Below are 18333 nucleotides of genomic sequence, written 5' to 3'. Positions count from 1 at the left end.
TTCACAGCGAAAACTCCTATTTGGTGATCGACAGTTCGCCGGGCGCACCGGCCAGCGAGCGGCCACGCGACGAGGTGAGGATCATGATGCCGAGGGTCAGCACGTAGGGTGCTGCGTAGAACAAATAATAGCCCTGGGTGACGCCGACCGATTGCAGCGCCGGCCCAAGCGCTCCCGCTCCGCCGAACAGCAGCGCGGCGGCAAAGCAGCCGAGCGGATTCCAGCGGGCGAAGATGACCAGCGCCACAGCCATCAGGCCCTGACCGGACGACACGCCCTCGCTCCAGCTTCCGGGATAATAGAGCGACAGGTAGGCGCCGCCGATCGCCGCGAGCGCGCCGCCGGTCGCCGTGGCGAACAGGCGCACCGTGTCCGGATTGAGCCCCATGGCGCGGGCGGCATCCGAACTGTCGCCGACGACGCGCAGGATCAGCCCGGCGCGGGTGTTTTTGAACGCCCACCACAAGAACACGGCAAGCGCTGCGCCGATCAGGAACAGCACGTTGATGCTGAGCGCGGCCTGCACCTGCGGGATCGACGACCACCAGCCGAAGGAGATCGCCGGCAGGTCCGGCGCAGATGGCTGGATGAACGGTTTTCCGAAGAAGAAGGCGAGCCCCGACCCAAACAGCATCAACGCAATGCCGATGGCGATGTCGTTGACTTTTGGGAACTTGCAGATCCAGCCGTGGAACAGGCCGAAGACCGCGCCGGACGCCGCAGCCACCAATACGCCTAGCCATGGCGAGCCGGTGAGCACCGCGGTCGCATAAGCGGCCATCGCGCCGAACACCAGAATGCCTTCGAGACCGAGATTGATGCGTCCCGACCTTTCGGTGATCGCCTCGCCGAGCGACACGAAGATGAACGGGGTGGAAACACGGATCGCCCCGCCCAGAATCGCGAGCGGCACGCCCCAGAGGCCGATGTCGACGGGCTCCATCACGCGCTCCTTTTCCAGAGGTCCGGATTGAAGGCCTTGAAGCGGCCGTAGAACGTCTCGCTGAACAGGATGACGATGAACAACATGCCTTGCAGCACCTGCACGGTGGCGTCGGGCAGCTCCATGCGACGCTGCAGGAGGCCACCCGAGGCGTCGATGCCGCCAAGCAGGATAGCGACCGGGATGATCGCCAGCGGATTGTGACGCGCCAGAAAGGCGACCAGGATACCGCTGTAGCCGTAGCCGGCCGCCAGCGAGCCGTTGGCGTTGCCCTGCACCGCCGCCACCTCGATCATGCCCGCAAGTCCGGCAAAGCCGCCCGCCAATGCGCAGAAACCGAGGATCAGCGGTCCGACGGCAAGCCCCTGGACCTGCGCGGCGCGCACATTGCCGCCGGCGATGCGGGCGGCAAAGCCCCAGCGCGTCTTCTCGATGAGCAACCAGGAAATGACACAGGCGACAATACCGACGACCAGCCCCCAATGCACGTCCATTCCGGGCATCGGGCCGACCACAAACGCCGGATCGATCGGATGCGTCGACGGCTTGTTGAGTGAGGCCGGGTCGCGCAGCGGCCCTTCGACCAACTGGTTCATCAGCGCGATCGCGATATAGGCCATCAGCAGCGACGAGATGGTCTCGTTGACGGCGCGATAATGGCGAAGTGCGCCGACGGCGCCTATCCAGACGCCGCCGGCAACCGCCCCCGCGATCCCCATCAGAAGAATGCCAACGAAAGACGGCGCACCCTGCACCCAGACGGCGACGGCCGCCGCCGCTACGCCGCCGAGAACGATCGCCCCCTCGCCGCCGATCACCACCAGCCCGAGCCGGGCCGGCAGCGCCACGCATAGCGCCGCGAGAAGCAGGGGTGCTGCCCGCGACAAGGTATTCTGGACCGAGAACCAGGACCCGAAGCCGCCGCGCCACATCAGCTCAAACAGTTGCGCAGGCGATTTGCCGAGCAGCGCGATGAAGATGCTGAACAGCGCCATGCCGACGACCAGCGCGGCGAGAGGGATGACGAACCCTTCCGCGCGGCGCGCCAGCCATTCGAGCGCGGAGGAAAGCGCTGGCGACTGGAAGCTCGGTGCTGGACTCGACGCTATGTCTGTCATGGATGGCTCCGATGCGTAGGCAGTTCCATCGATGGGCTTAGGCCCCACCCTTCCCCTTGCGGGGAAGGTCGACGAAGCGTGGTTGCAAAGCGACGACGCTGAGGCGGAGTTGGGGGTGACTAGTATGGCGTGGACCCCCACCCCGGCGCGTATCGTGCCGACCCTCCCCACAAGGGGGATGGTGGGAGCACGACCCTACGATGTCGAGCCGACGACGCCCTCGACCAGATAGTCCATGCTTTCGAGTTCGGGAGCCGTTTCGACGAAGACCTGACCGCCCGCCGCAACCACGTCGCCCTTGTTGTTCTTCAGCGGTCCCTTGATGACGGCGAAGCCGCCCTTCATGATTTCCGCCAGCGTCGCGTCGAACTGCTTCTTGGCCGGCTCGCCAACCGCCGGTCCGAGCGGGCTCATCTTGACAAAACCATCGGCCAGGCCGCCGCGTGTAAAATTCGGCAGTTCCTCGCCGGCCATCAGTTTCTCGACATACATCTTGTAGACGTTCGCCCAGTTCCACTCGGCGCCCGTGAGGTATTTTTCCGGCGCGAGCGGCGACTGGTCGGCGTGGTAGCCGCAGATGAAGGCGCCCCGGCCGGCGGCCGTCTCGACCACCACTTTCGGGCTGTCGACATGGCAGGTGACGACGTCGACGCCCTGGTCGATCAGCGCGTTGGTGGCCTCCGCCTCCTTGACCGCCAGCGACCACTCGCCGGTGAAGATGACCTGGCAGGTGATCGACGGATCGACCGCGCGCGCGCCGAGCAGGAAGGAGTTGATGTTGAGCAGCACCTGCGGAATCGGTTTTGCCGCGACGAAGCCGATCTTTTTCGACTTCGACGTATGGCCGGCAACGATGCCGTTGAGATACTGGCCCTGGCCGATATAGCCGAAATACGACCCGGTGTTCTTCGGGTGCTTGCCCTCGGTCCACATGCCGCCGCAGTGGCGGAACTGGATGTCCGGGAATTTTGCCGCCATCGCCAGCATATGCGGGTCGAAATAGCCGAAGGAGGTCGGGAAGAGCAGCGTCGCGCCGTCGAGATTGATCATCGATTCCATCGTCTTCTGGACATCGACGGTTTCCGGCACGTTCTCTTCCTCGACGACGGTTATGCCCTCGATCGACTTAAGCGCGGCTGCGCCCTCGGCATGCGCCTGATTGTAGCCGTAGTCGTCCTTGGGGCCGACATAGATGAAGCCGATGGTGGCCGTGGCCGCGAAGGCTTGGCCGAACGGCAGCGCACCGCCGACGATGCCGAGAGCCGCGCCTGCGGCCGAGGTTTTCATGAAGCTGCGGCGATTGATCAGGAATTGCGGATTCATGATGATGCTCCGGATTAGCTGAGGATGAAGCTGGCGTCTGTCAATGTGTATGCAACCGGCGTGCCAGTTTATCTTTTTAAGGAAATCGGGAGGCCCAAGTTTTGGCCAAGTGCATGCACATATTGCTTAAATCTTGATCATGTTGACACATGCACAAACAGTAGGCATACCTGTTCGAGGCATCCATGCACGGCGCATGGTGCCTGAAGCAGGACGGGAGGAATTTTGGCCAGGGCAGCAAGGAAGCTCGTCAGGTCCGGCACCACGGTCGACGAGATGGTCCGCGCCATTTCGGATCGGATCGTGACGGGCGTGCTGGCGCCCGGCGAGAAACTCGACGAGCCGGCGCTGGCCGAGCGCTACGAGGTGTCACGCACGCCGGTGCGCGAGGCCTTGCGCCAACTGAGCGCCATGGGGCTGGTCGACCGCAGGCCGAACCGCGGCGCAATCGTGGCGATCGTCACGCCGCATTATCTGGCGTCGATGTTCGAAGGAATGGCCGAGCTGGAAGGAATTTGCGCGCGGCTGTGCGCCGAGCGCATGACCGTTTCGGAACGGCGCGCTCTCGAGCGCCACCACCAGGACGCCGCCCGCCTGGTGCGCCTGGGCGCAGAGGAAGAATACGAGCAGTTCAACACCGAGTTCCACACCCGGCTCTATCTCGGTGCGCACAGCCCCCACATCGCCGATCTGACGACACAGACGCGCGACCGGTTGTCGCCGTTCCGCCGCGCCCAGTTCCGCATCGCCGGCCGCCTGTCGAAATCCTGGCAGGAGCACGACGCCATCGTCACCGCGATCCTGCGCGGCGATGGCGAGACGTCGCAACGCGCCGCCCAGGCGCACGTCGCCATCGTCAGCGAAGCCAGCGCCGTGTTCGCCGCCGCGGGCAACCACACCGAGCGCCTTCGCGGGCTGGGCCGCAATGCGGCGACATTTTAGGCGCGCATCGCCAGTTGCCGCGAACGATCGCTCGTTCAAGAAGCCAAAGCGAATACCACGGGTAGGCTCGACGTCCTCCTCCAGCATAAAGCGTTGCGCCATCAACTGCTTTGCGGCATCGCGGATCTTGTCGCGGGATCGGCGTCGGAAACATCGCTTCGCTGATGGAAGCCAATCTTTGAGCAGCTTGCACCCTGTGACCATCAGGACTAGGCGACGGCGAACCTGCAGGAGCCTTGCAGTATTTCGCCGGGCTGCAGCGGGACCAGGCCAGCGAGTCCCGGACGATGATGACCGTCGACGCCATGCGTCATTGGCTCGAAACAGAAGTAGTCGTCCTCATATGTCGGGTCGAATTTCCGGCTGGAGACGAAGACCATACATTTCGAAAAGATCGGATCGGCCTCGATGACGAGATGCGAATTGGTTTCGGGCCAGACGATTTCGGCGCGGCCCGTCCAACCTTCGAACTCGGTGTTCATCCAGCCGCCCGCCGGCGACCGTCCCCGCGAAAAATCCATGCTGCCGCGAACCGGCTCGCTGCGGAGTGGAAGAAACGCCGCGTCCTGGAGCCAGTACCGCTCGGCTGCGAAAGTCAGGACCGTGCGTTTGGTGAGCGGGAAGAAAGGATGCAGCCCCAAGCCATAAGGCAGGGCACGTTCGCCCCGGTTCGTGACGGAAAGCGACACCGTAAGCTCCCGATCGCTTAGCGCGAAACGCTGTTCTGCGTGGTAGTGGTAAGGCCCCGCGGCGTCGTGACGATACTCAAGTGACAATGCGTTCCGACTGCGGGCAAGCACCGTCCATGAACCGAGCCAACCGTCGCCGTGGAGGTACAGGGGATCGGTGGCCGTGTTTGCCGACAGCTTGTAGACTGTGCCGGCAAAGTTGAAACCGTTATCCCGAAGGCGATTGCCGAAAGGCACCAGCGGGAAGCAGAGTGGTTGTCCGTCGCCAAGCCGGCCGCGGGAAAAGAGGGGCGTTTCGCCATGCGTGGAGATGCGGGAGAAGCGAAGCAAGCTCCCGCCCTTTGCGCTGACTTCGGCCACCAAAGGCCCGCTTGCAAGGCGAAACATCTCCAATGCCACACCAGATAGGTCGTATGATAAGGCGTTTACATAAGACGTAACGCCTCCTACAACATCGCGCAACAGAGCGTCATTGCGCGCGAAAGGATTTCTCCTTGGAATCACCCGTCTCTGCAGATGCGCTTGCCTGGGGCCTGGCCGATCAGCGGAACGCCACGGTGCATGATGCCGTGGTGAACGTTCTCGGCAACCGCATTCTCGCAGGCGAATATGCTCCGGGCGATGCTCTGCCGCGCGAGGACGATCTTTGCGCCATGCTGGGCGTGAGCCGCACGTCCGTGCGGGAGGCCGTCAAGGTCCTGTCAGCCAAGGGCCTGGTCGAAGCGCGGCGCCGCGCCGGCGTCAGGGTGCTTGCGCGCGACAATTGGCGTATTCTCGATCCGGTCGTGCTGAGCTGGCACCCGGCCATCCAGGACGACCAGGAACTGCTGGCAGGATTGCTGGAAGCGCGCCGAATATTCGAGCCGGCCGCGGCGGAGCTTGCGGCAAGGCGCGCGACCGGAGCCGACCTCGCCGAGATCGAGCGAGGCTACCAGGCCATGGTTGCCGGCATCCCGCACGATCCGGCGGCGGTTTGCCAGGGCGACCTTGCATTCCACAAGGCGGTGATCGCCGCCAGCCATAATGTGGTGCTCAGCGGCCTTGTCGGCATGCTGGAGGCCGCGTTGCGGGCCACTTTCATCGTCACCAATCCGCTCATGGAGGCCCAGTCCCGCGCCCTCTCGGCACACAAGGCGGTGCTCGATGCCATCCGCATCCGCGATACCGCCGGTGCGCGGCTGGCCATGAACCGGCTTCTGGATATCGCCGCCGACGATCTGCATCTTACTCCCTAGGCAATGCCTTGACGGCATTTTAGATCATATGATAATTTCCCGTCATATGATCTAAAGCTCTGGGAGGAGCTCCGGTTGAAAATCGTTTCGATCAGCACGCGCGTGGTGAACGCGGAGATGCGCAACTGGGTGTTCGTGCGTGTCGAGACGGATCAGCCCGGCCTGTACGGCTGGGGCGAGGCCACGCTGGAATGGAAGACCCAGGCCGTGGTCGGCGCGGTCAACGACCTCGCACCGCTGCTGGTCGGGCGCGATCCGCGCGACATCGAGCAGGCCGTCCGCATCCTCAAGAAACATTCGTTCTGGCGCCTCGGCGTCATCGGCATGTCGGCGGTCTCGGGCATAGAACTGGCGCTGTGGGACATCATGGGCCGCTGGCTTGGGCAGCCTGTCTGGCGTCTGCTGGGCGGCAAGGTGCGGGATCGGGTCAAGGTCTACACCCATCTCGGCCTCGGCGACATGCGCGCCGTCTACGAGTCGCTCGACGAGGAGCCGCTGGTCAGGCGCGCGACCGAGGTGGTGTCGAAGGGGTATCGCGCTCTGAAGGCGGTGTTCATCCCCTATACCCACTACTATGCGCCGCTGCCCGAAGTAGACAAGGTCGGCCGCCTGATGGAGGCCCTGCGCCGCGCCGTCGGGCCGGAAGTCGAGATCATGGTCGACTTTCATGGCAGGCCGGCCTCGGCCGCAACCGCGCTTGCTTATATCGATGCGTTGACACCCGGCCGACCGATGTTCGTCGAGGAGCCGCTGCCGCCCGGCGAGACGGCTGCACTTGCGCAGGTAGCGGCCAAGTCGCGCGTGCCGATCGCTTCCGGCGAGCGGCTGGTCGACCGGCCGGAATTCGACGATCTGTTCAAGGCGCGCGCGGTCGACATCGTCCAGCCGGACATCTGCCATTGCGGAGGCCTGCTGGAGGCCAAGAAGATCGCGGCGATGGCCGAGGCCGTATCGATCGGGGTGGCGCCGCACAATCCGCTAGGCCCTATCGCCGGGGCGGCGGCGCTGCATTTCGCCATATCGACGCCGAACCATCTGATCCAGGAGGAGATGGTGGGCGCCGTGCCGTGGTATTTCGAGGTGGTCAAGGGCCCGATCAGGATGATCGACGGCTGCTGGCAGGTGCCGGACGCGCCGGGGCTTGGCGTCGAGGTCGACGAGGAAGTCGCGGCGAAGCACCCCTACCGGCCCGAAGTCATGCATACGACGAACGCCGTTCTCGCTGACGGCACCATCGTGGACTGGTGACGATGGTCGGCCGGCTCGACGGAAAAGTGGCTGTCATCACCGGCGCAGGCCGCGGCATCGGCGAGGCCACGGCACGCGCCATGGCGGCCGAGGGAGCCATCGTCGTGGTCGCGGAAAAGGACGCGGAAAGCGGCGGCCGGGTGGTGGCGTCATTGACTGCCGGTGGCGCGCGGTCCTTGTTCATCGAGACCGATGTCGCCGACGCCGCATCCTGCGAGGCGATGGCTGAAGATGCGCTCAAAAAATTCGGCGGAATCGACATCCTTGTCGCCAATGCCGGCATAAACGTCTTCCATGAGCCCCTGGAGACATCCGAGGAGGAGTGGCGCCGCTGCTTCGCGGTAGATCTCGACGGCGTCTGGTATTCGGCCAAGGCGGTGCTCCCGGCAATGAGAGGCCGGAAGGCCGGTTCGGTCGTGGCGATCGCGTCCTGCCATTCATTTGCGATCATACCCTCCACCTTCCCTTATCCCGTCGCCAAGCACGGGCTGCTGGGGCTGGTGCGTGCGCTGGGCGTGCAATACGCGGCCGATGGAATCCGCGTGAACGCCATCGCGCCCGGTTACATCGAGACGCAGATCGCCGTCGATTACTGGAACACATTCGCCGATCCGCAGGCGGAGCGCCAGCGGACCTACGACCTCCATCCGCCGCGCCGGATCGGCAGGCCGGAGGAGGTCGCGATGACGGCGGTTTTCCTGGGCAGCGACGAGGCGCCTTTCATCAACGCGGCCTGCATCGTGATCGATGGCGGCCGTTCCGTTCTCTACCACGAGTGAGGTTTCGCCGGCGGCCGGTCGCCGGAGGCAGGAAAGCCCGATCGTTACCGGACCGAGATCGTCAAGGAGGAGACTTATGAACACGATGTTGAAGGCAGGCCTGCTCGCTGCCGCCACCGCCGCCGTCACGCTGACCAGCCAGGGCGCCGGCGCCCAGGACAAGATGAAGTTCGGCTATATCAACAAGATGGGCGACCATCCCTGGTTCGTCCGCGAGGTGCAGGGCGCCAAGGACAAGGCGGCGGAACTCGGAGTCGACCTGCTGGTCCAGGACGTGCAGTTCGACGCCAATCTCGCCGTCACCACCTTCGACACCTATGTCGGCGACGGGGTGAAGGGCATCGCCGTCGTCGTTCCCGACCGTGCGCTCGGCCCAGTCGTCGCCGACAAGGCCAAGGCCGCCAAGATCGGCCTGATCGCGGTCGACGACGACATCGCCTTCGCCGACGGCGCGCCGGTCGCCTATGTCGGCATGAACGCCATGAACATCGGCAAGCAGGTCGGAACCGAGATCGCCCGCATCCTCAAGGAGGAAGGCTGGGACAAGGATCTATCCAAGGTGCGGATCGGATCGATCGAGGACCAGAAGGCGGACACCTGCATGCGGCGCAACAAGGGCGCGCGCGAGGCGCTGGTGGCCGCGATCCCCGGAGCCGAAGCGCGCGTCCTGTCCATCCCCTACGACAACACCATGGTGAACTCGATCGACGTGGTCTCGACCACGCTGACCGCCAATCCCGACGCCGAGAAATGGGTGTTCTTCTCCTGCAACGACGACGGCGTGCTCGGCGGCGTGCGCGCCACGGAGAATGCCGGCCTTGCCGCGAGCAACGTGATTGGCATCGGCATCGACGGTTCGCGGTCCTGCGAGGCTTTCGCCTCGGGCCAGCCGACGGGCTTCCGCGGCACGATGTGGCTGGACAGCGCCAAGCACGGCGCCGCCGCCATCCAGGCGCTCTACGACGAGGCCAACGGCAAGCCGATGGCCAAGGAGTATTTCCAGGACGCCACCCTGATCAACGCGGCGAACTTCGGTCAGTACAAGGACACGCTGGGTTGCAAGTAACGGACACCCTCCGCTGCATGGCGCGCGCGGTTCCTATTGGAATCGCGCGCCGATGAGCCACGAGCACGTCGTTCAGGTAGCGGGCGTCTCGAAGCGCTTCGGCGTGGTCCAAGCGCTGCGCGACGTGTCGGTCGGCTTCGCGGCCGCCACCGTGACGGCGCTCATCGGCGAGAACGGCGCCGGCAAGTCGACGCTCATGCGCATCCTGGAAGGTGAGCACCAGCCGGACAGTGGGCACGTCCTTGTCGACGGCAAACCCGTTTCGCTTTCGTCGCCGCGCGCCGCGCACGCGCTCGGCATCCGGGTCATCCACCAGGAGCCCGAGATCATCCCGGAACTCACCGTCGCGGAAAATATCTTTATCGGCGACATGCGCTCGCGCGGCGCGGTCTTCCTCGACCGCGCCGATCTGATCCGCCGCACCGGGGACCTGCTGCGCACCTTCGCCATGGACGAGGTGCTGTCCCCCACGCAGCGATGCGAAGGGCTGAGCCCTGCGCTGCGGCAGCTTATCGAGATCATGCGCGCGCTGCGGCCCGGCGCACGGCTGATCGCTTTCGACGAGCCGACGTCTTCGCTTACCGAGGACGAGGCCGGACGCCTGTTCGGTGTGATCCGCCGCCTCAAGGCCGATGGCGTCGCCATCGTCTACATCTCGCATCGGCTGCGCGAGATCATCGGCCTCGCGGATCGCTGCGTCGTCATGCGCGACGGCCAGCGGGTTGCCGACGAGCCGATGACTAACCTCGACGAGGCGAAGATGGTCCGCCTCATGGTCGGCCGGCCGGTGAGCGACCTGTTCAACCGCCACCAGCGCAACCTCGGGGCTGTGCTGCTGAAATTATCCGGTGTGTCTACCGCGAAAGTCCGCAACGTCAGTCTGGAAATCCGCGCCGGCGAGATCGTCGGCCTGGGCGGCCTGGTGGGCGCGGGACGCACCGAGGTCGCCCGCGCCGTCGTCGGCGTCGATCCGGTGCTGGCCGGCAGCATGGAGGTCTCGGGCGCGGCGTATCTGCCGCGCGAGCCATCCGACTCGGTCCGCGCCGGCATCAGTCTGGTGCCGGAGGACCGCAAGCAGGAGGCGCTGCTGCTCCAGCAATCGGTGCGCGACAACATCAGCCTCGTCGTGCCCGACAAGGTTTCGCGCCTCGGCTTCTTCAGCCGCCGCAAGGAGCGGGCGCTTGTCGAGCATCATGTTTCCGAACTGCGGGTGAAGACGCCCTCGATCGACCAGGCGGTCGCAAAACTGTCCGGCGGCAACCAGCAGAAGGTGGTCTTCGCCCGCTGGCAGGCGCGAGGCCCGAAGGTGCTTATCCTCGATGAGCCGACACGCGGCATCGACGTCGGGGCGAAGGCTGAAATCTATCGGCTTATCGAGAGCCTCGCCGACCAGGGCCTCGCCATCCTGCTGATCTCCTCCGAAATGCCCGAGCTTCTCGGCCTCGCCGACCGGGTGATCGTCATGCAGGACGGCACGGTGAGCGGCGAACTTGCCTGGCAGGAGGCGACGGAAGAGGCGGTACTGGCGCTGGCGATGCGCCCCGAGGCCGAGTTGCGGGAAAGGAAAGCATCGTGACGGCCGACATCTCACAAATTCGCCCGGCATCGAGAGGCTGGCTCAATCGGATCGGCGTCCAGAACGTCAGCCTGCTGATCGCGCTGGTCGTGCTGCTGGCCATATTCGGCGCCTTGCGCCCCGACGTATTCTTCACGCCGCGCAATCTGATCAATATCGGGCTTGCCGTCACCATTCTCGGCATCCTCGCCATGGCCCAGACCGTCGTTATCGTGTCCGGAGGGCTGGATATTTCGGTCGGTTCGATCGTCGGCTTGAGCACGATGGTTCTGGCCGTCGCGGTGCAGGAGACCGGCTCGATCCCCGTCGGCATCCTTGCCTGCCTCGCCGCGGGCCTGCTGGCCGGCGCGGTCAATGGCCTGATCATCGTCTACGGGCCGGTGAACGCGGTCATCGCGACACTCGGCATGATGTCCGCCTTCCGCGGGCTGGCCTACCTGATGAACAACGGCAACTCGATCCCGATCGTCGGAGACGGTCTGCGTGTCCTCGGCACCGGCACGCTGCTTGGCCTGCCTTTCGCGATCTGGCTGCTGATCGCCGTGATGGCGGCATTCGTCGTGTTCACCCGCGAGACGATCGTGGGGCGAAACATCTATGCGATGGGTGGGAATCCAACCGTCGCCCGCCTCGCCGGCATCGCGGTGCGGCGCTACCAGGTCGGCATCTACGCCATGAGCGGCGGCGCGGCGGCGATTGCCGGAATCGTGCTCGCCAGTCGCACCATGTCCGGCCAGCCGGCCTCGGGCAGCCAGGGGCTCGAACTCGAAGCGATCACGGCGGCCATCCTGGGTGGCTGTGCCTTGCAGGGCGGCAAGGGAACCATCATCGGCGCCATGCTCGGCGTACTGATCATCGGCGTGCTGAACAACGGCATGATCCTGACCAGCGTGCCGACTTTCTACCAGTTGCTCGCAAAGGGCGCCCTGCTGATCCTCGCGGTGATCGTCCAGGAACGCCAGCGCGCGCGGACCGGGGAATAGCCATGTCGCTGGGTCGCATCCGTCAGATCCTGGGCAGCCTCGGCGCCGTCTGGATCGCCGTTGCCGGTCTCTACGTCGTGTCGGGGCTCCTGTCGCCGGCCATGTTCAGCACGGCGCAGGTGATCAACATCCTGCAGGTTGCCTCCTTTCTTGGCGTCATCGCCGCCGGCCAGACGATCGTGATCCTCACCGGCGGCATCGATCTTTCCCAGGCCGGCGTAGTGACGCTGACCAACATCGTCGCTGCCAGCCTGATGGCGGGCCTCACCGAGAACATCCCGCTGGCCGTGGGCATGGTCGTCTTCCTGGCGCTGGCCGTTGGCGCCATCAACGGGCTCCTGGTCGCCGCGCTCGGGATCACGCCGCTGATCGCCACGCTCGGCATGAACTCGATCCTGTTCGGCGCGGCGCTGGTCTACACCGGCGGAGCTCCGTCCGGCGGAACCCCGGCGTCCTTCCAGTGGCTGGGCAACGGCGCGCTGCTCGGCATGCCCGTGCCGACGCTGTTCTGGATCGCGCTGACCTTGGTACTCCTCGTGATGACCCGAAAGACGGTCTGGGGCCGGCGGCTCTACGCCACCGGCGCCAATTCCCGCGCCGCGAGCATGATGGGCGTGTCGACGCTCAGGATAAACCTCTCGGCCTACATGCTGTCGTCGCTGACGGCCGCGCTCGGCGGCCTGCTCCTGACGGCCTATACGGGCTCTCCCTCGCTCGGCATCGGCAACCAGTTCATGCTCACCTCGGTGGCCGCGGTGGTCGTCGGCGGAGCCGCGCTGACCGGTGGGGCGGGCAACGTGCTGGCCACCATGGGCGGCGCCGTCTTCATCACCGAACTGTCCAGCTTCACCAACATCATTCGCGTATCGAGCGGCACCCAACTGGTGGTGCAGGGATTGCTGATCCTGGTCAGCGTCCTTGCCTACCGCGCGCTGTCGATGTCGCGTCGTACGGGTTCGGCCAACTGAGCCGACTTACTGCAAACGGAGGAAAGCAGCATGACTACCTATTTTCACTCTTCGATAAGCCGCCGCGCCGTCCTGCGCGGTGCGGCGGGACTGGCCGCCGGCATGGCGCTCGGCACACGCGCATTCGCCCAGGAGGGCGCGCAGCTTGCGCCTGTCGGCGCGATGGTCAAGGGCACGGCAAAACCCGGCCCCTATCGCATCGGCTTCTCCAACGGTTTTTCCGGCAATTCCTGGCGCGCCATGGCGATCGCGGCGCTGCAGGCGGAAGCCAAGAAGACGCCTGACATCGCCGAGTTCATCGTCGTAGACGGGCAGGGCGACATCAACAAGCAGGTGAACGACATCGAGACGCTGGTGAACCAGCAGGTCGACGCAATCCTGGTCATCGCCAATTCCGGCTCGGCGGTGGCGCCGGTGCTGAAGAGCGCGACCGACGAGGGCGTGGTCACCGTGCCCTTCAACCTGCCGGTGGATGGGGAGGGCTGGAGCACCTATGTCGGCACCGATCCGGTCAAGAAGGGCGGGGCCTTGGGCAAGTGGCTCAACGACGCGCTGGGCGGCAAGGGCAAGGTGGTCGCGCTTGGCGGCCTGCCGGGCAACTCCTACACTGCCGCCGGCTGGGAGGGCGCGCAGAAGGCGTTCGCCCCCGGCATCGAGGTGTTGACCTTCAAGGACGCGTTCTGGGAGGAGGACAAGGCGAAGGTGGTGATGGCCGATCTCATCGCCGCCTATCCGGAGATCGACGGCGTCTGGTGCGATGGCGGGCAGAACGCGGCGGGTGCCATGAAGGCGCTGCTCGCCGCCGGCAAGCCGCTCGTCCCGGTCACCGGCGACGACTACAACGGGCTCTTGAAACTCTACAAGGCCGAGAAGCCGAACCAGCCGAAGTTCGACATCGGCCTGATGTCGGAACCGACCTGGCAGGGCATCTTCGCGCTCCGCGCCGCGGTCAGCCTGCTCAAGGGCGAGGAGGTCGCCAAGCAGCAAATCCTGACCCCGTCGCTGATCACCGCCGCGAACTATGAAAAGTACCTGCGGCCGGACCTACCGGACGGTGTTTTCGCCGATACGTCGCTCACAGACGACGAACTGCGCGCCATCTTCAAGTCGTAAGGCGGATCGTGGCGGCAGCACTTCTTACGGTTTCCGGCGTCCACAAGAGGTTCCCCGGGGTGCATGCCCTGAAGGGTGTCTCCTTCGATGTCTTCCCGGGCGAAATTCATGCTCTGGTCGGCGAGAACGGCGCTGGAAAATCGACGCTGATGCGGATCATCGCCGGCGTGCATCCCCCCGACGAGGGCGGGATGTCCGTCGAGGGCCGGGAAGCCGAGATCAACTCCCCGGCCGACAGCTTCGACCTGGGGATCGCCATGGTCTACCAGGACACGCGCCTGGTGCCGACGCTCGACGCGGCCGCCAACATCGCGCTCGGGCGTGAGCCCGGGCGCGTGCTCGTGAACCAGCGCAGGCTGCGCGAGGATGCTCGCTCCGCGCTTGCCGCCATCGGCTCGGACGTCGATGTGCGCCAGCCGGCCGGCGACCTTTCGCGGGCAGAGCGGCAGCAGGTCGAGATCGCCCGCGCCTTGTCGCGCAATGCCCGCATTCTCATTCTCGACGAACCGACCTCGGCCCTGACCGCCTCGGAAACCGAGGAGCTTTTCGCGCTGCTGAAGCGCTTGCGCGCCGAGGGCAGGGGCATCGTCTTCATCTCGCATCGTCTGAACGAGGTCATGGAACTGGCCGACCGCGTCACCGTGATGAAGGACGGAGAGGTGGTCGGCACCGTTCCAGTCGGCGAGACCTCCCCCGACCGAATGGTCGCCATGATGGTCGGCCGGTCCGTCGACCTCGTCTATCCGCCGCGCGCGGAAAAAGTTGGAGAGCCGGTTCTTACCGTCAACGCCCTCAATGTCGACGACCGGTCGCCCGGACTGTCGCTTGCAGTCCGAAGCGGCGAGATCCTGGGGTTGGCCGGCGTCCAGGGTGGCGGGCAGCAGGGCGTGGCGCGCGCCTTGTTCGGATTGGGCGGCGGTGCTTCCGACATGACGCTGGACGGCAAGCCCTATGCGCCGTCGTCTCCGGCGGAGGCGATTGCCGCCGGCGTGGTCTACGTGCCGGCCGATCGGCAGGCCGAGAGCCTGTTCCTCCATCATACCATCCGGGAAAATGTCGCGCTGCCCGAGATCGCACGCTTCGCGCAGGCGGGATTGCTCAACACCGCCGCCGAGCGCGCGGCGGTCACTGAGCAGACGACGCGCCTCGCCGTGAAGGCGCCGTCGATCGAGCAGGCCGTCGTCACGCTCTCCGGCGGCAACCAGCAGAAAATTGTCTTCGCGCGCTGGTTCCTGTCTTCCCCGCGCATCTACATTTTCGACGAACCGACCCAGGGCGTCGATGTCGCGACGAAACTCGAACTCTACCGGCTCATCCGGCAGCTTGCCGCGCAAGGCGCGGGCGTGGTCGTCGTCTCGGCCGATCTGATCGAACTCATCAACCTGTCCGACCGTCTTCTCGTCTTCTCGGAAGGCCACATCGTCGACGAGCTTGCCGCTACCGAGGCGACGGAAGAGCGGCTGGTTGCCGGTTTTACGCGTGGCGCGGCGGCAACGAGGACCGACGCCACGCCGGCGAAGCCGCGTCAGCACGCCAGGCGTCCGATGCTTGCGCGTTATGCCCCGACGCTGATCCTCGCCGTCCTTACGCTGGCCATCGTTGCCGCAACCGCGATGGCCACGCCCTATTTCCTGACGCCGCGCAATTTTGCGTCGATCGCCAATCAGTCCGCGCCGCTGATCATCGCGGCATTGGGGCAACTTGCCGTCATCCTGCTCGGCGGCATCGACCTGACCGTGGGTCCCGTGATCAGCCTGGTCACGGCCATCGCCTCGCATCTGCTGGCGCCGGATTCCGGCCTGCCCGTCCCCCTCGGCCTCGCCGCCTGCCTGGCAACGGGGCTGCTGGTCGGCCTGTCGAACGGCCTGATCATCGAGAAACTCAAGATACCGGATCTGGTGGCCACGCTGGCGACCTTTTCCGTGGTCCAGGGCCTCGCCCTGATCGTGCGTCCGGCGCCGGGCGGAGGGTTCGATGCCGATCTTGGCGCCGCCATCCTGGCCCGCTGGGGTTATGTGCCGCTTGTCTTCCTGGCCGCGCTGCTCTTCGCCCTGGCCTTTGAGCTAATCCTGCTGAGGGGACGCGCCGGCGCCCGTCTTTATGCCACCGGCGCGAGCCCCGAGGCGGCCAAGGTCGTCGGCATCTCGCCCGGCCGCGTACGCATCGCCGCCTACACCTTCAGCGGGCTTGCGGCCTCGGTGGCCGGGCTGATCATCGCGGCGCGCATCGGATCAGGCGATCCGCAGGCGGGTTCTGCTTTCACGCTCGCATCGGTGACGGCGGTGGTCGTCGGCGGCACGCCGATCTTCGGCGGGTCGGGCACGGCGTCCGGCACATTTGTCGGGGCGCTGCTCGTCATGCTCATCCAGAACGTTCTCAACCAGCTCCACGTCTCGGCCTATTGGCAATATGTCTGGACCGGGGCGCTGACCCTTGTGGCGGTCTGCTTCTTCGCCTTGCGCGGGGATGCGGCCCGAGGCGCGGCGGGACGCTGGCTGAGACGGATGTCGTCGGGGAGGTCGTGAAATGACTGTTGTACGCGAAGTCTATGCGGCGAAGGACAAGCTCGGCGAGGTTCCCGTTTGGGATGTCGCCGAGCAGGCGCTCTACTGGGTGGACATCGAGGGCTCTCGGCTGCGCCGGCTCGACCACACTTCGGGAAAGGTCGACGAATGGACTTTTCTGGAGCGGATTCGTTGGGGGTGCGCGGTGAACCACACGGACGAGCCTCAGGCATCAACAGCAAAAACCACAACGTGAGCCCCGCTCCGTTTGGCAGATGTTATACAAACTGAACTGATGCGGTGGATGCCCCCTTCGCCCGGCATCCGGTGACCGCGGCCCCGGAAATCCATTCGAGGCAGGTGCGATTTCACCCACTTCAGAAACGCAAAAGCCGCGGAGTTCCGCGGCTTTGAGTGGTTGGAAATTTTGGAGCGGGCGAAGGGATTCGAACCCTCGACCCCAACCTTGGCAAGGTTGTGCTCTACCCCTGAGCTACACCCGCTCGCGCGGCTCTGGGCCGCAAGTGGGGCCTATATGGCCGAAGCGACGCGCGATTGCAACGGGAAAAAACGCGCCTGTCAGGGCAATCTTTTCTGGCTGACGTTCGAAAGAGGCGGGATAGCGGACGGGGGTTATGGACGCTGGGGCCTGACGAGACCTCGTGACGGCGCCTCCAGCGGAAACGAAAGCAAAGGGTCAGCGGCCAACGCGGATTTTCATCGCATGGCGACGATGGGCGCAGTCAGCACGTACAATTACTCGTCTCCCCCCGAAGATCACGAAACCGGTTCAGGCATCGTCCTCGAACAAACTTGCCTGGATTGCCGCCAGATTGCGCGGCGGCTCAAGTCCGAGGTGTTTCCAGGCGTTGGCCGTCAGCACCCGGCCGCGCGGGGTGCGCTGGATGAAACCCTGCTGGATGAGGTAGGGCTCGATGATGTCCTCGATGGCGTCGCGCGGCTCCGAAAGGCCGGCGGAAATCGTCTCGATGCCCACCGGACCGCCGCCGAAATTCTGCGCAATCATGGTGAGGTAGCGCCGGTCGAGTTGGTCGAGGCCGAGCGCATCGACGTCGAGCCGGTGCAAGGCCTCGTCGGCGACCTTCCGCGTCACCTTTTCCGCGCCGTCGACGCTGGCGAAATCACGCACCCGGCGCAGCAGCCGGCCGGCGATGCGCGGCGTGCCGCGCGCCCGCCGCGCGATCTCCAGCGCCCCGTCGTCGGCGATCGGCATCTGCAAAATGCGTGAGCCGCGCCGCACGATCAGCTCCAGTTCCTCGACCGAATAGAAATTCAGCCGCACCGGAATGCCGAACCGGTCGCGCAGCGGATTGGTGAGCAGCCCAAGCCGTGTCGTGGCGGCGACCAGCGTGAACTTCGCCAGCTCGATCTTCACCGAGCGCGCCGCCGGCCCCTCGCCGATGATCAGGTCGAGCTGGAAATCCTCCATGGCGGGATAGAGGATTTCCTCCACCGCCGGGCTCAGCCGGTGGATCTCGTCGATGAACAGCACGTCGCGCTCTTCGAGATTGGTCAGAAGGGCGGCGAGGTCGCCGGCCTTGGCGATCACCGGGCCGGAAGTCGAGCGGAAATTGACGCCGAGCTCGCGCGCCATGATCTGCGCCAGCGTCGTCTTGCCCAGCCCGGGCGGCCCGACGAACAGGACGTGGTCCAGCGCCTCGCCGCGCGCCTTCGCCGCCTCGATGAACACTTTGAGATTGGCGCGCGCCGCCGCCTGCCCGACGAACTCATCCAGGGTCTGCGGACGCAGGCTCGCATCGGCGTCCTCGCCGCGCTTTTCGGCCGAGATCAGGCGGGCTGGCTGGCTCACGCTTCGCCCGCCCCG

16 protein-coding genes and 1 tRNA gene are annotated in these 18333 nt (G+C 65.5%); 11 read left to right on the top strand and 6 right to left on the bottom strand.

Going from position 1 to position 18333, the window contains the following annotated elements; genetic code table 11:
* Window positions 1-16 precede the first annotated feature (16 nt).
* The 3 genes from ACSBOB_RS02835 to ACSBOB_RS02825 all read right to left on the bottom strand — a co-directional run bounded on the left by ACSBOB_RS02835 (window position 17) and on the right by ACSBOB_RS02825 (window position 3384).
* Window positions 17-943, bottom strand: a complete 927-nt coding sequence (locus ACSBOB_RS02835) for an ABC transporter permease (protein WP_442580957.1) — start codon at window positions 941-943, stop codon at window positions 17-19.
* Window positions 943-2061, bottom strand: coding sequence for an ABC transporter permease (locus ACSBOB_RS02830; RefSeq protein ID WP_442580956.1), 1119 nt, complete (start codon window positions 2059-2061; stop codon window positions 943-945). Before ACSBOB_RS02830 ends, ACSBOB_RS02835 begins: the two co-directional genes overlap by 1 nt.
* A 195-nt stretch (window positions 2062-2256) precedes the next feature.
* Window positions 2257-3384 carry a BMP family ABC transporter substrate-binding protein gene (locus ACSBOB_RS02825; RefSeq protein ID WP_442580955.1) on the bottom strand — a complete coding sequence of 376 codons (1128 nt, stop codon included), beginning with the start codon at window positions 3382-3384 and terminating at the stop codon, window positions 2257-2259.
* Between the two features lie 276 nt (window positions 3385-3660).
* On the opposite strand from ACSBOB_RS02825, the gene ACSBOB_RS02820 reads away from it, so the two are divergent.
* Window positions 3661-4326 carry a GntR family transcriptional regulator gene (locus ACSBOB_RS02820; protein ID WP_442583948.1) on the top strand — a complete coding sequence of 222 codons (666 nt, stop codon included), beginning with the start codon at window positions 3661-3663 and terminating at the stop codon, window positions 4324-4326.
* Between the two features lie 209 nt (window positions 4327-4535).
* Here ACSBOB_RS02820 and ACSBOB_RS02815 read toward each other — a convergent pair whose 3' ends face one another.
* Window positions 4536-5375 (bottom strand): aldose 1-epimerase, encoded by an 840-nt coding sequence (locus ACSBOB_RS02815; protein WP_442580954.1) that lies wholly within the window; start codon window positions 5373-5375, stop codon window positions 4536-4538.
* Window positions 5376-5509: 134 nt separating this feature from the next.
* On the opposite strand from ACSBOB_RS02815, the gene ACSBOB_RS02810 reads away from it, so the two are divergent.
* The 10 genes from ACSBOB_RS02810 (at window position 5510) to ACSBOB_RS02765 (ending at window position 16743) form a co-directional block, all read left to right on the top strand.
* Window positions 5510-6250, top strand: coding sequence for a FadR/GntR family transcriptional regulator (locus ACSBOB_RS02810; protein ID WP_442580953.1), 741 nt, complete (start codon window positions 5510-5512; stop codon window positions 6248-6250).
* Window positions 6251-6325: 75 nt separating this feature from the next.
* Window positions 6326-7498 (top strand): galactonate dehydratase, encoded by a 1173-nt coding sequence (dgoD, locus tag ACSBOB_RS02805; protein ID WP_442580952.1) that lies wholly within the window; start codon window positions 6326-6328, stop codon window positions 7496-7498.
* A gap of 2 nt (window positions 7499-7500) precedes the next feature.
* Entirely contained in the window at window positions 7501-8277 is a 777-nt protein-coding gene (locus ACSBOB_RS02800; RefSeq protein WP_442580951.1) for an SDR family oxidoreductase, read from the top strand.
* Window positions 8278-8353: 76 nt separating this feature from the next.
* Window positions 8354-9343 carry a substrate-binding domain-containing protein gene (locus tag ACSBOB_RS02795; RefSeq protein WP_442580950.1) on the top strand — a complete coding sequence of 330 codons (990 nt, stop codon included), beginning with the start codon at window positions 8354-8356 and terminating at the stop codon, window positions 9341-9343.
* Between the two features lie 52 nt (window positions 9344-9395).
* Window positions 9396-10919: a sugar ABC transporter ATP-binding protein gene (locus ACSBOB_RS02790; protein WP_442580949.1), complete on the top strand. Its 1524-nt coding sequence runs from the start codon at window positions 9396-9398 to the stop codon at window positions 10917-10919.
* Entirely contained in the window at window positions 10916-11902 is a 987-nt protein-coding gene (locus tag ACSBOB_RS02785; protein ID WP_442580948.1) for an ABC transporter permease, read from the top strand. The genes ACSBOB_RS02790 and ACSBOB_RS02785 overlap by 4 nt, the downstream gene beginning before the upstream one ends.
* Window positions 11903-11904: 2 nt before the next feature.
* Window positions 11905-12870 carry an ABC transporter permease gene (locus tag ACSBOB_RS02780; RefSeq protein ID WP_442580947.1) on the top strand — a complete coding sequence of 322 codons (966 nt, stop codon included), beginning with the start codon at window positions 11905-11907 and terminating at the stop codon, window positions 12868-12870.
* Window positions 12871-12900: 30 nt separating this feature from the next.
* Complete coding sequence (locus ACSBOB_RS02775; RefSeq protein WP_442580946.1) at window positions 12901-13983, top strand: ABC transporter substrate-binding protein; 1083 nt, start codon at window positions 12901-12903, stop codon at window positions 13981-13983.
* Between the two features lie 8 nt (window positions 13984-13991).
* Window positions 13992-16508, top strand: a complete 2517-nt coding sequence (locus tag ACSBOB_RS02770) for an ATP-binding cassette domain-containing protein (RefSeq protein WP_442580945.1) — start codon at window positions 13992-13994, stop codon at window positions 16506-16508.
* A gap of 1 nt (window position 16509) precedes the next feature.
* Window positions 16510-16743, top strand: coding sequence for an SMP-30/gluconolactonase/LRE family protein (locus ACSBOB_RS02765; RefSeq protein WP_442580944.1), 234 nt, complete (start codon window positions 16510-16512; stop codon window positions 16741-16743).
* Window positions 16744-16915: 172 nt separating this feature from the next.
* Here ACSBOB_RS02765 and ACSBOB_RS02760 read toward each other — a convergent pair.
* Both ACSBOB_RS02760 and ruvB read right to left on the bottom strand, forming a co-directional pair.
* Window positions 16916-16990, bottom strand: a tRNA-Gly gene (locus tag ACSBOB_RS02760).
* Between the two features lie 287 nt (window positions 16991-17277).
* Window positions 17278-18318 carry a Holliday junction branch migration DNA helicase RuvB gene (gene ruvB / locus ACSBOB_RS02755; protein ID WP_442580943.1) on the bottom strand — a complete coding sequence of 347 codons (1041 nt, stop codon included), beginning with the start codon at window positions 18316-18318 and terminating at the stop codon, window positions 17278-17280.
* Between the last annotated feature and the right edge of the window lie 15 nt (window positions 18319-18333).

Source organism: Mesorhizobium sp. KACC 23794 (genome assembly GCF_052180275.1).
Classification (GTDB): domain Bacteria; phylum Pseudomonadota; class Alphaproteobacteria; order Rhizobiales; family Rhizobiaceae; genus Kumtagia.
This window is presented reverse-complemented; position numbering and strand designations above follow the sequence as displayed.

What these genes read in the sequence shown, in the direction of transcription:
- ACSBOB_RS02765 (WP_442580944.1), top strand. Translation starts at nt 16,510, where the DNA reads ATGACTGTTGTACGCGAAGTCTATGCGGCGAAGGACAAGCTCGGCGAG.
- ACSBOB_RS02775 (WP_442580946.1), top strand. Translation starts at nt 12,901, where the DNA reads ATGACTACCTATTTTCACTCTTCGATAAGCCGCCGCGCCGTCCTGCGC.
- ACSBOB_RS02795 (WP_442580950.1), top strand. Translation starts at nt 8,354, where the DNA reads ATGAACACGATGTTGAAGGCAGGCCTGCTCGCTGCCGCCACCGCCGCC.
- ACSBOB_RS02825 (WP_442580955.1), bottom strand. Translation starts at nt 3,384, where the DNA reads ATGAATCCGCAATTCCTGATCAATCGCCGCAGCTTCATGAAAACCTCG.
- ACSBOB_RS02800 (WP_442580951.1), top strand. Translation starts at nt 7,501, where the DNA reads ATGGTCGGCCGGCTCGACGGAAAAGTGGCTGTCATCACCGGCGCAGGC.
- ACSBOB_RS02820 (WP_442583948.1), top strand. Translation starts at nt 3,661, where the DNA reads ATGGTCCGCGCCATTTCGGATCGGATCGTGACGGGCGTGCTGGCGCCC.
- ACSBOB_RS02780 (WP_442580947.1), top strand. Translation starts at nt 11,905, where the DNA reads ATGTCGCTGGGTCGCATCCGTCAGATCCTGGGCAGCCTCGGCGCCGTC.
- ACSBOB_RS02835 (WP_442580957.1), bottom strand. Translation starts at nt 943, where the DNA reads ATGGAGCCCGTCGACATCGGCCTCTGGGGCGTGCCGCTCGCGATTCTG.
- ACSBOB_RS02830 (WP_442580956.1), bottom strand. Translation starts at nt 2,061, where the DNA reads ATGACAGACATAGCGTCGAGTCCAGCACCGAGCTTCCAGTCGCCAGCG.
- ACSBOB_RS02790 (WP_442580949.1), top strand. Translation starts at nt 9,396, where the DNA reads ATGAGCCACGAGCACGTCGTTCAGGTAGCGGGCGTCTCGAAGCGCTTC.